This window comes from Nocardioides sp. (assembly GCA_037045645.1).
In the GTDB taxonomy this organism is placed as follows: Bacteria; Actinomycetota; Actinomycetes; order Propionibacteriales; family Nocardioidaceae; genus Nocardioides.
Genome location: JBAOIH010000003.1, coordinates 172,573 through 185,404, shown reverse-complemented (window position 1 = coordinate 185,404; position 12,832 = coordinate 172,573). Strand labels below are relative to the sequence as shown.

General features: G+C 68.8%; 10 protein-coding genes. 6 read left to right on the top strand and 4 right to left on the bottom strand.

Going from position 1 to position 12,832, the window contains the following annotated elements:
- Window positions 1–83: 83 nt before the first annotated feature.
- A complete protein-coding gene (locus tag V9G04_12680) occupies window positions 84–1,529 on the bottom strand; it encodes a hypothetical protein (protein MEI2714111.1) in 1,446 nt (481 codons plus the stop codon).
- An 88-nt stretch (window positions 1,530–1,617) separates the two neighbouring features.
- On the opposite strand from V9G04_12680, the gene V9G04_12675 reads away from it, so the two are divergent.
- The 3 genes from V9G04_12675 (at window position 1,618) to V9G04_12665 (ending at window position 4,310) form a co-directional block, all read left to right on the top strand.
- On the top strand, window positions 1,618–2,427 hold the full coding sequence (locus V9G04_12675; protein ID MEI2714110.1) for a hypothetical protein: 810 nt from the start codon (window positions 1,618–1,620) through the stop codon (window positions 2,425–2,427).
- Entirely contained in the window at window positions 2,318–2,617 is a 300-nt protein-coding gene (locus V9G04_12670; protein ID MEI2714109.1) for an N-acetyltransferase, read from the top strand. The genes V9G04_12675 and V9G04_12670 overlap by 110 nt, the downstream gene beginning before the upstream one ends.
- A 181-nt stretch (window positions 2,618–2,798) precedes the next feature.
- On the top strand, window positions 2,799–4,310 hold the full coding sequence (locus tag V9G04_12665) for a DEAD/DEAH box helicase (protein ID MEI2714108.1): 1,512 nt from the start codon (window positions 2,799–2,801) through the stop codon (window positions 4,308–4,310).
- 175 nt (window positions 4,311–4,485) lie between these two features.
- Here the strand turns inward: V9G04_12665 and V9G04_12660 are convergent, their stop codons facing one another.
- Window positions 4,486–6,591: an MMPL family transporter gene (locus V9G04_12660; GenBank protein ID MEI2714107.1), complete on the bottom strand. Its 2,106-nt coding sequence runs from the start codon at window positions 6,589–6,591 to the stop codon at window positions 4,486–4,488.
- Window positions 6,592–6,668: 77 nt separating this feature from the next.
- On the opposite strand from V9G04_12660, the gene V9G04_12655 reads away from it, so the two are divergent.
- Window positions 6,669–7,115, top strand: coding sequence for a MarR family transcriptional regulator (locus V9G04_12655; protein MEI2714106.1), 447 nt, complete (start codon window positions 6,669–6,671; stop codon window positions 7,113–7,115).
- Here the strand turns inward: V9G04_12655 and pgm are convergent.
- Window positions 7,112–8,752: a phosphoglucomutase (alpha-D-glucose-1,6-bisphosphate-dependent) gene (gene pgm, locus V9G04_12650; GenBank protein ID MEI2714105.1), complete on the bottom strand. Its 1,641-nt coding sequence runs from the start codon at window positions 8,750–8,752 to the stop codon at window positions 7,112–7,114. The genes V9G04_12655 and pgm overlap by 4 nt on opposite strands.
- 150 nt (window positions 8,753–8,902) lie before the next feature.
- Between pgm and malQ the strand changes: the two genes are divergently transcribed.
- Together malQ and V9G04_12640 are read left to right on the top strand one after the other, a co-directional pair.
- Window positions 8,903–10,978: a 4-alpha-glucanotransferase gene (malQ, locus tag V9G04_12645; protein ID MEI2714104.1), complete on the top strand. Its 2,076-nt coding sequence runs from the start codon at window positions 8,903–8,905 to the stop codon at window positions 10,976–10,978.
- A complete protein-coding gene (locus V9G04_12640) occupies window positions 10,975–12,015 on the top strand; it encodes an alpha/beta hydrolase-fold protein (GenBank protein ID MEI2714103.1) in 1,041 nt (346 codons plus the stop codon). Before malQ ends, V9G04_12640 begins: the two co-directional genes overlap by 4 nt.
- A gap of 104 nt (window positions 12,016–12,119) precedes the next feature.
- Here the strand turns inward: V9G04_12640 and V9G04_12635 are convergent, their stop codons facing one another.
- Window positions 12,120–12,797, bottom strand: a complete 678-nt coding sequence (locus V9G04_12635; protein ID MEI2714102.1) for a DNA alkylation repair protein — start codon at window positions 12,795–12,797, stop codon at window positions 12,120–12,122.
- Window positions 12,798–12,832: the final 35 nt, after the last annotated feature.

The following is a 12,832-nucleotide window of genomic DNA, read 5'->3' as shown; positions in this document are numbered from 1 at the left end:
GTTGTAAGCCCGAATGTACAACGACAGCCGGTGTTCGCCAAGCCCCTGAAGGTGCGACGTTGACGGGTGGTCAGCGTGGTGACCTATCTGGCCGAGCCGTATCCCAACACCGCGGCCAGACCCAGTGCGGAGCGCGGCGCGAATCCCGTACGCCAGAGCCCTCCATGGACGGCGTCGTAGGCCTCGTCCTGCCACGGCTCGTCGAACGCCGGACGCTCGGCCATAAGATCGCGTACGAGCAGCGCGGCCATCAGCACTCGAGTCGTCTCGGGCTCGAAGATCTCGACACCGAAACGGTGTGCTCCCGCGTACGCAGCCGCGAGCGCCTTGTTCTTGACCACCGACTGGGTGCGAGTAGGTGGCGCGACGTTCATGGACACGCGTCGGCCGTCGGCTCGCTCGGCCGTCGCGCGCCAGCGGTGCAGGCGCTTGCCCAGGGCATAGTTCGGACCTTGCTGCGGCACCAGCGCATCGCAGACTCCTGGGTCTGATCCAGGCAGATAGGCGCGTGCGAGCAGCCGGCCACCGGTCGCGCCACGCAAGAGTCGGCCCGACATCCGCGAGAGGCCGCCGCGAGATTCGTACGCCCGTACGGAATGCTCGACCGCGTCTCCCGGCACCGCGAAGACATCCGTCGGGGTGGCCAGGAACGCCAACGTCGCCGTGCGTACGCCTTGGACCTGACCGGCCAACGCGTCCGTCGCGGCGGACAGCCGCAGGTTGGTGCCACCGTCGGCGTACACGTAATTGCCCAGGACCAGGTCGCCGTCGAGTGCTTCGATCCAGGCGGCGGCGTCGGTGAGTTCGCGCAGGAGATCGAGTCCGGCGGTGACAGCGCCGCCGCTGCCGCGTACGGGGACCAGGAGCCGTCCCGCGCTGCTCGAGGCGGTGCCCATCAGCGTCGACCAGCGCTTCTCGTCGGGAAGGTCGATGCCTGCGACCGTGGCTCCCCAGGACAGCAGCGTCGGGGTCGGTCCCATCTCGGACGAGGCGCCGAGGGCGACGAGGGTGTGTCCGGGCAGGCTGAGCCAGTCGGGGTTGTCGGCGACCAGGCGTACGGATTCGGCGACGGTGGGCTCCATGGCTCCGGCCTCGACCCAACGCTCGAGTTGGGCCGAAAGCGCTGCTCCGCGCAGTGCGCGGCCACCATGGGGGATCGCCAATTCGTCGACGCGTTCGCCGGTGCCCTCGACGGCCAGGGTGCCCGGTGCGGTGCCCGCCCAGTCGAGGGCGGTGAGCGGGACGTCTCCGTCCGGGCCGGTCCACGCCATCCGCTGGGACACCGAGGCCAGGCCGGCCGCAGCACTGGCGTGGGCGGAGCCGGGAGCGCCGATGCCGGCCTCGATCAGGCGCCGGAAATGGGGCAGATAGCCGCTGCGCCAGGAGGTCTCGGCTCGGGCTGCTCGCGCGCCTACCTGGTCGATGGGGTCCAATGCGTCGGCCACGACCGCGCGGCCGAAGGCGCTGGTGCTCCGCTCACCAGAGGTCTCGGCGGGGAAGTCCACGGTCGGGACGGGGGAGTCGGCCACTGAGCCAACCTAGCGAAGAAGCACGGACCAAAGTCGCAGGTGACACTTTGGTCCGTCCTTCGACGATCGGGCTGGCAAGATGACCCGAATGCCGGACGCGAACCTGCCCGAAGGATTCACCGCCCGTCCCGTCACGGCCGACGATCTCGACGACATCGTGCGGCTCGTGGAGAGATCCCGCGCGCACACCCGGGGCGCGGCGTCGGCCGATCCGGACGCGTTGCGCGCCGAGGCGATCGGCATCGGATCCTGGACCCGTCGCCAGATCGTGGTCCTCGACCCTGATGGTCGTCTCGTGGGCTGGGCGTCGGCGCATGACCGAGCAGCGGGACGTACCGACCTCACGATGTTCGTGGATCGCTCCTTGGACAACCCCGCTTCCATCGCGCTGCCGCTCCTGGACTGGTTGCAGGAGTCGTCGGTCGCGATCGCGATCTTTCGCGAGGAGCCCGAGGAACGTCTGGAGATGCTCGTCGACGAGGGCGACACTGACCTGCAGGCGTGGTTGGCCGCGCACGGTCACCATCACGCGCGGACCTGGTTGAACATGTCTCGTCCCGTGTCGACCGAATCCTTTCCGCCGCTGCGTGAGGGCGTCGAAGTGCGGCGCGTGGCGACCCACGACCTGGGTGACGGCACCACGATGCCGGTCGCGGAAGACCTGCGCTGCGTACACCGGATGTTGGAGGAGTCGTTCGCCGATCACTTCAACTCCTATCGCGAGAAGCTTCCCCGAGTTCGTGCAGCGGTTGCGAGAGGACCCGGGGCATCGCTGGGACCACTGGTGGTTGGCGTACGTCGATGGACAGCCCGGCGGTGCGCTGGTGTGCACCGTGACGCCACCGGACCCGGCGGGCGTACGCGGGTCGTACGTCGAATACATCGGCGTGCATCGTGACGCTCGCGGCCGGGGAGTCGCGAAGGCGTTGCTCAACACGGTGCTGGGTGACGCCGCGTCACGGGGACGTGATCGGGTCGGGCTCGAGGTCGACGCGGACTCGCCGACCGGCGCCGACGGGCTCTATCGCGCGATGGGCTGGGAGACGGCGTACGTCACGCAGAGTTGGCACAAGGACCTCGTCGTCTGAGGATGCGGTCGTTCTTGCCGTTGGTCGCTAACCTTGGCCTCATCAGCTCGTCGAAGTTCTCGTCGCGAGTTTGTCCGTACGTCGCCAGCCACACCTCGTGGCTCCGTGCGGGGCCTGGGTCTTGGGTGATCCGCCGGCCGCTGACGGGACACCTTGTTTCTCACCAGATTGCGATCTTCCCTTGTCTTTCACCGACCTTGGCGTGCCCGCGCGCCTTTCCGACATCCTCACCACCCAAGGCATCACCACTCCCACGCCCATCCAGGCCGCCACGCTGCCTGACTCGCTCGCGGGTCGCGACGTGCTCGGCCGGGGGCGGACCGGCTCCGGCAAGACCCTTGCCTTCGCGCTGCCTGTGGTGGCGCGCCTGACCGACGGCGGTCGACCGGTGACCAAGCGCCCGCGTGCTCTCGTCCTCGCCCCGACGCGCGAACTGGCCACGCAGATCAACGCGACCTTCGCGCCGCTTGCTGCTGCCGCCGGGCTCACGACGACGACCGTCTTCGGTGGCGTCGGCCAGAACCCGCAGGTTCGCGCCCTTCGTGATGGCGTCGACGTGCTCATCGCCTGCCCGGGGCGCCTCGAAGACCTGATCGGTCAGGGGCACGTGTCGCTCGACCGCGTCGAGATCACCGTGCTCGACGAGGCCGACCACATGGCCGACCTCGGCTTCTTGCCCGCCGTACGCCGGCTGTTGAATGCCACGCCACGCACCGGTCAGCGGATGCTCTTCTCGGCCACGCTCGACAAGGCGATCGACGTGCTGGTCAAGCAGTTCCTTTCGTCTCCGGTGACCCACGAGGCCGACTCGGCGCAGTCGCCGGTCGCCAAGATGAGCCACCACGTGCTGCACATCGCCCGCGATCAGCGGGTCCCGGTGCTGGTCGACCTGGCCAGCGCGCCCGGTCGTACGGTCGTGTTCACCCGCACCAAGCACGGCGCCAAGGCGCTGGCTCGCCAGTTGAACAAGAGCGGCGTCCCGACGGTCGACCTGCACGGCAACCTGGGCCAGAACGCGCGTACGCGCAACATGGCCGCCTTCCACTCCGGTGCGGCCACGACGCTGGTCGCCACCGATGTCGCCGCGCGCGGTATCCACGTCGACGGCGTCTCACTGGTGATCCACGCCGACCCGCCGGCCGAGCACAAGGCGTACCTGCACCGCTCCGGGCGTACGGCTCGCGCCGGCGCCGAGGGCACCGTGATCACGCTGATGACCGACGGCCAGCAAGGTGACGTACGGGCTCTCGCGCGCGCAGCCGGCATCTCGCCGCGTACGACGCGCGTCGGGGACACCGGCGCGCCGATCCTGCGCGAGTTGGCGCCGGGCGAGCGGACCCTGGTCCCCGGTGGGTTCGTCGTCGAGGCTCCGCACACGTCGGCTCCCTCCGGTTCGTCCACGGGCAAGCCGCGCCGCAACCGGCGCCGGTCGGGTGGGGGTGCTGGTGGTCAGTCGGGCGGTCAGTCTCGGGGCAGCCAGTCTCGGGGCGGCCAGTCTCGGGGCGGTCAGTCTCGGGGCGGCCAGTCTCGTGACGGCCAGTCCGGCACCCAATCACGCGGCAGCTCGTCGGGCGGTCAAGGTCGCCCGGCAGGGTCCAAGCCCAAGGGCCAGTCGACCCGTCGCCGCGGCGGCGCCCCGAGCGGCTCCGGTCGTACGCACAGCGCGGCGGGGTTCAGCTCCGGTCGCCGCTGATCCTGCTGCGGCCCTGGCCGGGGTTTGATCGGGGCTTTGGCCGGGCTTGTTCGGACAACCGTCCGAAGCGGCTCGCTGGATCGGGGTTTGGCCGGGCTTGTTCGGACAACCGTCCGAAGAGGCTCACCGCCGGCTCGGCCTCACTCAGCCGGGCCGGCGTGCCCAGCCGCTCCGGTCACCCACTGCGGCTCACTTTGCGCGGCCACCAGAAGCGGTCGCCGAGGATCAGCGCGATCGCCGGGACCAGCACCGTGCGTACGAGCAAGGTGTCCAGCAGGACACCCAGACAGATCACGATGCCGAGTTGGGCCAACACCACCAGTGGCAGCACGCCGAGGGCCGCGAACACCGCAGCGAGCAGCACGCCCGCGCTGGTGATCACGCCTCCGGTGGCGGCCAGGCCACGCAGCATCCCGACGCGGGTGCCGTGCTCGCGCGACTCCTCGGCGGCACGACTGACCAGGAAGATGTTGTAGTCCACGCCGAGGGCGCTGAGGAAGATGAAAGCGAAGAGGGGTACGCCGGTATCCATCGCCTCGAAGCCGAAAAGGCCGGTGTAGAGCCACCAGGCGGCACCCAAAGCCGCGAAGTTGGTCGCGATCACCGTCACCACCAGGATCGCGGGCGCGACGATCGAGCGCAGCAGCACCATCAAGGTGATCCAGATGACCAGCAGGACCAGCGGGATGATCAGCCAACGGTCACGCTCGGCGGCATCGGTCTCGTCCACTGCCTCGGCCTGGGTGCCACCCACCCACGTGTCGTCGAAGTCGCTCAGCGTGGTGCGCAGGTCCCGCACCAGGTCACCGGCCTCGGTGTCTCCCGCGCCGTCGTCGAAGACCACGTCGATCCGGCTCAGGCCATCGCCCTCGTTGGCGACGCGGGCGTTGGCGACACCGGTGCTGTCTTGCGCGGCCTCGACCACCTCCTGCGCGTCGGCGCGGGTCAGCACGATCGTCGGGTCACTGGTGCCGCTGGGGAACGACTCGCTCAGGCGCGCCGATGCGCTGATGCTCTCCGGGGTGTCGAGGAACTGATCTTCCACCGAGAGACCGCTCTTGATCTGGAGCAGCCCCAGCGACATCACACCCAGGAGCAGGGTTGCCGCGACCGCATAGAGCGCGGGCCGCTTGGCCACGGCGTCGCCGATGCGCCGCCAGAATCCATGTCCCTCGGCGAGCCCCTGATCGCCGACCTTCGGCACGAGGGGCCAGAAGATGCCGCGACCGAAGATGGTCAAGAACGCGGGCAGCACGCCGAGGACGAATCCCGCCGCGACCGCGATGCCCACCACGCAGGCCAAGCCCAGACCGCGGGTGCTGGGCACGACCGACAGCAACATCGCGAGCAGGCCGAGGAACACGGTGCCGGCACTGGTGATGACCGCTTCGAACGTACGCCGCCACGCGACGCCCATCGCCTCGAAGCGGTTCTCGTGGACACGCAACTCGTCGCGATAGCGAGAGATCAGCAGCAACGCGTAGTCGGTGCCCGCGCCGAAGACCAGCACCGACAAGATCCCGGTCGTCGAGGCGTCCCAGGCCACGTCGAACGCGTGCAGCACCTGGGTCGCCGCGACCACGGCCGTACGGTCGGCGAGGGCCACGGTCAGGAAGGGAACGATCCACAGCAACGGGCTGCGATAGGTGATCAGCAGCAGCAAGATGACCACCCCGCCGGTGACCATCAGCAGAGTGGTGTTGGCTCCGGAGAAGACGTCGGCCAGGTCGGCCTGGATCGCCGCCGGCCCGGTGACGGCGGACTCGACGCCCTCGGGCAGATCTGCTTTCGCGTCTTCGCGCAGTGTGGTGACGGCCTTGGCTGCCGCCACCTCTTCGGCCTCCAGGATGGGCACCACGCCGATGGCGGCCGTGCCGTCCTCGCTCAGGGTGAGCCCGGGCTGACCTTCAGGCCGGCCTGACTCCTTCGGCTGGCCTTCGGGTTGACCCGATCCCTCGGGCGGCTGGGCGCCTTCTGGTGCGTCCTTGACGGCCTCCATCAGCAGCGCGGCGTACTTCTTCTGCAAGGCGCCCACGTCGGACTTGGAGAACCCGCCGTCCTTGGTGAACAGCAGCACGGCGGCCGACCCGTCCCCGCTGGGGAGTTCGGGCAGCAACTCGGTGACCTTCGTCGAGTCATAGCCGCTCGGCGCGTTGTCGGTCGGGCTGGCCTCGCGCTCGGCCTCGCCGAGCCCGCCGATCAGTCCGCCCGCGAGCAGGAAGCCGAGCAGGGTGATGACGACAGCGCGCATGCGAGTCAGGAACGGTCTCGTGGAAGTCATCGAGGTCCTCGCCGAGTAGAATGGGGATAGAAAATCGCTAACTAAGTTAGTTAGTTAGTTGAGTGAAAGGCAAGCTGGTGGCGCGCACCAACAGTGACGTGGGGCTCGTCTCGTCGACCTCCGACCTGTTGCGCGCGTTGCTGGAAGCCGGCCGCAGCAGCGTGCCGTCGCTGGCTCGCCGCGCCGGTCTGAGCCACAGCGAGCTCGCCGCCCTCGAGGTGTTGACCCGCGAGGACTGGGGACCCAGCGAGTTGGCGCGCCACCTGGGCGTGACCACCGCCGCGGCTTCGGGGATCGTCGACCGGCTGGTCGAGCGCGGACATGTCCATCGCGTACCCCACCCCGAGGACAGGCGGCGTCGCATCGTCGAACTCACCCCCGACGGGCGCGCCGAGGTGATCGGACACCTGATGCCGATGTTCGTCCAACTGGCGGCGCTGGACGCCTCCCTCTCCGATGCCGATCGTGCGGTGATCGACGACTATCTGACCCGCGCGCTGGCGGCCGTACGCGCGGTGCTCTAGGCGAGCGCGGCGCTGACCACCTCGCGGGCCTCGGCCTGCACCTCGGCGAGGTGGTCGGGGCCCTTGAACGACTCGGCATAGATCTTGTAGACGTCCTCGGTTCCGCTGGGTCGCGCGGCGAACCACGCGTTCTCGGTCGTCACTTTGAGACCGCCGATCTTGGCGCCGTTGCCAGGAGCCTCGGTCAGCCGCGCCGTGATCTCCTCGCCGGCCAGCGACGTCGCCTTGACGTCGTCGGGGGAGAGGGCGGCGAGCTTGGCCTTCTGCTCGCGGTCGGCGGGCGCGTCGACTCGCGCGTACGCCGGGTCCCCGAACCTCGCGGTCAACTCCGCATAGTGTTGGCTGGGTGTCTTGCCGGTCGTTGCGGTGATCTCGCTGGCCAAGAGCGCCAGCAGGATGCCGTCCTTGTCGGTCGTCCAGACGCTCCCGTCGAAGCGGTTGAAGGACGCGCCTGCCGACTCCTCGCCGCCGAACGGGCCGGACCCGTCGAGCAGGCCGGGCACGAACCACTTGAAGCCGACCGGCACCTCCACCAGCTTGCGACCGAGGTCGGCGGCGACCCGGTCGATCATCGAACTGCTCACCAGCGTCTTGCCGACGAAACCGTCTGGTTGCCAACCGTTGCGGTTGGCATAGAGGTATTGGATCGCCACGCTCAGGTAGTGGTTGGGGTTCATCAGCCCGCCGTCGGGGGTGACGATGCCGTGGCGGTCCGAGTCGGCGTCGTTGCCGGTCGAGATGTCGTACGCATCCTTGTTCTTGATCAGCGACGCCATCGCGCTCGGTGAGGAGCAGTCCATCCGGATCTTGCCGTCCCAGTCGAGCGTCATGAAGCGCCACGTGGGGTCGACCAGCGGGTTGATCACGGTCAGGTCGAGGTGGTGGCGATCGGCGATCTCGCCCCAATAGCCGACGCTCGCACCGCCGAGTGGGTCGGCGCCGATGCGTACGCCCGCCTCCCGGATCGCGTCCAGGTTCAAGACGTGGGGCAGGTCGTCGACATAACTGCCGAGGAAGTCATAGGTCTGGCAGCTTTGCTTGGCGCGCGTGAAGGGGATGCGCTTGACGTCTTCGAGACCACCCTTGATCAACTCATTGGCGCGCTTGGCGATCACGCTGGTCGCATCGGAGTCGGCCGGCCCGCCATGGGGTGGGTTGTATTTGAAGCCACCGTCAGTGGGCGGGTTGTGCGAGGGGGTGACCACGATCCCGTCGGCGAGACCGGCGCCGCTGGTGCGGCCCGCGTTCGCGCGCAGGATCGCGTGCGACACCGCCGGTGTCGGCGTATAACCGTCGCGACTGTCGATCAGGGTCGTCACGTCGTTGGCGATCAGCACCTCGATCGCGGTGATCCAGGCCGGGCCGGACAGGCCGTGGGTGTCGGCGCCGAGGAAGAGCGGGCCGTCGTACCCCTGCTCCTTGCGGTAGTCGCAGATCGCCTGCGTGGTCGCCGCGATGTGGTCCTCGTTGAACGAGCCGTTCATCGACTTGCCGCGGTGACCCGAGGTGCCGAACACGACCTGCTGGTCGACATCGCCAGGGTCGGGCTTGAGCGTGTAGTAGGCCGAGACGAGCCAGGGCACGTCGACAAGGTCCTGCGGTTGGGCGAGTTGACCGGCGCGATCGGAGTTGGCCATGCCTTCATCTTGTCGCGAGGTGTGGGTGGCGTCGAGAGTGCGTTGCTAACTAAGGCAGTTCGGCACCTGCGGACCGGTCGTTATGCGTGTCACTCCTGTCCGTGCGCGCGAACTGCCTTAGTTGTGAACGCCGTGGCAGACTCACCGCCCGTGGATCAGCGGCTCAAAGACCTCGCGCACCGCCACGGTGTCGCCACGGAGTTCTACGACTGGCAAGGCATACACACCGAGACGTCCGAGCAGACGCTGCAGTCGGTGCTGGGCGCGCTGGGGGTCGACACGACAGATCTCGACGCGGCACTGGACGACACCGAGCTCGCCTCGTGGCGCGACGTGCTCCCCCCGACGGTGATGTCGCGGATCGGCTGGACGCCGTGGGTGCCGGTGCACGTGCCGGACGGGTCGGGTGCCCGCGTGCACGTCACGCTGGAGGACGGCACGCGTCGCGAGGTCAACCAGGTCGACCACTGGGTCGACCCGCGCGAGGTCGACGGTGAGCGGATCGGCGAGGCGACGTTCGAACTTCCCGGTGACCTTCCTGCGGGCTACCACGCATTGGTCGCCGTGCTCGACGACGGCCGTGAGGTGCGATCGACGTTGATCGTCACGCCCGAACGGTTGACACTGCCGCCCGCACTCGACCAGCAGGTCTGGGGTGTGATGACGCAGGCCTATCAGGTGCGGTCCGAGCAGTCGTGGGGCATCGGCGATCTCGGTGATCTGGCTGCGCTGACGCAATGGGCGGCGGGGTTGGGTGCGGGATTCGTCCTCGTCAATCCGATGCACGCGGCGCAGCCGAAGCCCCCGGTCGAGGCGTCTCCCTATCTGCCGACGACCCGCCGTTTCGCCAGCCCGCTCTATCTGGGCATCGAGGACACTGCGGAGTACGCCGCGGCCCCGGCGGACGTACGCACCCAGGTCCACGACCTCGGCGCCGCGGCTCGCGAAACCAACCACGACGACTCCCTCGACCGCGACCTGGCGCTGCAGGCCAAACTCGACGCGGCACGACTGCTCTTCGAGCAGATGCTGCCGGGAGATGACTTCCGCGACTGGGCGTCGCGGCAAGGCGAGGGGCTGACCAAGTTCGCCGTCTGGTGCGTGGCGGCGGAGGAATTCGGTGACGAAGATGCGTGGCCGTCTGGATTGGCACAGGCCGACGGCCAGGCCATCGAGGCGTTCCGGGTCGAGCACGCCGCTCGAGTGGAGTTTCACGAGTGGCTCCAGTTTCTGCTCGACCGTCAGTTCGAAGCGGTCCAGGGCACGGCTCGCGCCTCGGGCATGGCTCTCGGGGTGATCCACGACCTCGCCGTCGGCGTACACCCGACCGGCGCCGACGCCTGGTCGTTGCGGCATGCGATCGCGCAGGGGATCAGCGTGGGTGCCCCACCCGACCAGTTCAACCAACTCGGCCAGAACTGGTCGCAGCCGCCGTGGCATCCGCGCGGTCTGGCACAAGTGGGGTACGCGCCCTATCGCGACATGGTGCGCAACCTGCTCGCGCATGCGGGCGGCCTTCGCATCGACCACGTCATCGGGCTGTTCCGGCTGTGGTGGATCCCCGACGGACTCGGCGCTGGCGAGGGGGCGTACGTCCGCTATGACCACGAGGCGATGCTCGGCATCCTCGTGCTGGAGGCCTCCCGCGCTGGTGCGGTGATCATCGGCGAAGACCTCGGCGTCGTGGAGCCGAGTGTGCGCGACGTGCTCACCAGCCGCGGCATCCTGGGCACGTCGATCCTGTTCTTCGAGTGGGCTGACGGGCAGCCGTTGCCGCCTGAGTCCTATCGCGAGTTGTGCCTGTCGTCGGTAACCACGCACGACCTGCCGCCGACCGCCGGGTACATCGAGATGGCGCACGTGGAGTTGCGCGAGCGGCTCGGACTGCTCACGCGTTCGGTCGACGAGGAGCGCGCCGCCGAGAACGAGAGCCTCGACAAGATCAGAGCCGCCTTGGCCTCGCGCGGCCTGCTCTCGGCCGATGCCGGGGTGGAGGAGCAGGTGGTCGCGCTGCACGCCTGGCTGGGCCGTACGCCGTCGAAGCTGCTCGGCGTCGCACTCGCCGACCTGGTCGGGGATCGGCGGATCATCAACCAGCCGGGCACGAACGACGAATACCCCAACTGGCGGCTGCCGCTGACCGGTCCGGACGGCGCGGTGCTGACCTTCGACGACATCGTGGAGTCGCCACTGCCGGGTCGGATCATCGCAGGTCTCGACTCGTGAGCGAGTGGGCCAGCCATGCGGTCGAGGGCGGCGTGGTCATCCGGCATCCGGATCCGGGGCACGCGGCTTCGACCGTGACGTTGTGGTCGGACCTCGAGCTCGACGACACGACATTCGCCGCTGTCCCCGAGGGCTGGGAGCTGACTCTTTCGGACCTGCCGGTCGATCGCCTGGAATATCTCGTGGCGGTCGACGGCGACATGCGGCTCGACGCGACCCAACCGTTGCGGGTGGACGGCGCTTTCGGCGAGCACTCGTGGTTGCCGTTGGCCGGGTATTCGGAACCCTCGTGGCTCGGCTGGCCTCGGATCGAGGGTGAGTCGGACGACGCGCGTCTCGAGGACACTCCAGTCGGGGCGATCGACCTGACCGTATGGGCGCCGGCCGGCTCCTTGGTCGACGAACCCCTGCCGCTGTTGTTGTCTCACGACGGCCCGGAGATGGCGGCGTACGGCGGGCTGCTCGACTACGTCGCGAGTGGGATCGAGGCGGGGATCCTGCCGCGGATGCGGGTCGCGCTGCTGCACCCGGGCGCGCGCAACGAGCGCTATGCGGCCAACCCGGCGTACACCAAAGCCCTCACCGAGGACGTGATCCCGCACCTGCTGGCGGTCTGCCCGACCGAGCATCCGCCGGTGATCATGGGGCAGTCGCTGGGCGCGTTGGCGGCGTTGCATGCGGCGTGGACCGCCCCGACCGCCTTCGGTGGGTTGTGCTTGCAGAGCGGATCGTTCTTCACCCCCGATCTCGACCCGCAGGAGTCGGGGTTCGAGTGGTGGACCGAGATCACGTCGTTCGTACGCACGGTGTTCGACGCGCAGAGCGCGCGCCCCGACGCCCCGCGGATGGCGCTTGTGTGCGGGTCGGCGGAGGAGAACTACGCCAACAACCGGCTGATGGCCGCGCACCTGTCGCTGACGGGCGTACACCTGACCTGGGGCGAGGTCCGCGACGGCCACACCTGGACGTGTTGGCGCGACACCCTGCACCCGCACCTGACGGACCTGCTCACCGCCGTCTGGTCGACCGGGCACTAACGCACGCGTGAAACCCGCCGACCGGGCGGGAATGCACGCGTGAAACCCGCCGACCGGGCGGGAACGCACGCGTGAAACCCGCCGACCGGGCGGGAACGCACGCGTCAGCCCAAGTGTTTCAACGCCTCCCGCCTGCTGAGCCCCGAGAGCCCGGGGTGCCCAGCGACGTACGCCCGCACCCATGCACGGTCAGTGCGGGCGTACTCCCGCAACGCCCACCCGATCGCCTTGCGCAGCCAGAACGAGGTGTTGGCTTCGTTGGTTTCGAGGGCGTACGCCAGCAGTTCGGTGTCGGTGTCGGACTTGTGTCTCAACTGCGAGAGAACCGCCGTGCGTCGGATCCAGAGGTCGTCGTCGCCCGCCCATCGCCGCATCTCACGGGTGACCTCGGTCCGATGTCCAGCCAGTACGCCTCCCACCAGGTGCGCGGCGATCTCGTCGACGAAGTCCCACCATGCGCCGGTCGTGATCAGGTGTCGGTAGAGGGGCAGGCTCTTCGGATCTTGCCAACCGCGCGCCGCGCGGTGCCGAGCCAACGCGATTGCGGCATATCGCTCCTCGCGGTGCGTGGCTCCGTCCCACCACTCCCGGACGGTCGCTTCCCACTCAGTTCGACCCGCCGGGGCAAACTCTGCCAGCACCGGGCGCAGCAGCCTTCTGAGTTCGGGGCTGCGGATGCCGTGATAGGGCATCGATGACTTCATGTACGCCTGCTGGCCCGCCGCTCGCTCGGGATCACCCGCGGCCGCCAGCCTGACTCTCAACTCGTTCAACGAGATCACTTGGCAAGTCTTTCGTGCATTTGTGCCCGGTCGGC

Coding starts and splice junctions, on each gene's coding strand:
- V9G04_12660 (MEI2714107.1), bottom strand. CDS start 6,591: ATGACTTCCACGAGACCGTTCCTGACTCGCATGCGCGCTGTCGTCATC.
- pgm (MEI2714105.1), bottom strand. CDS start 8,752: ATGGCCAACTCCGATCGCGCCGGTCAACTCGCCCAACCGCAGGACCTT.
- V9G04_12675 (MEI2714110.1), top strand. CDS start 1,618: ATGCCGGACGCGAACCTGCCCGAAGGATTCACCGCCCGTCCCGTCACG.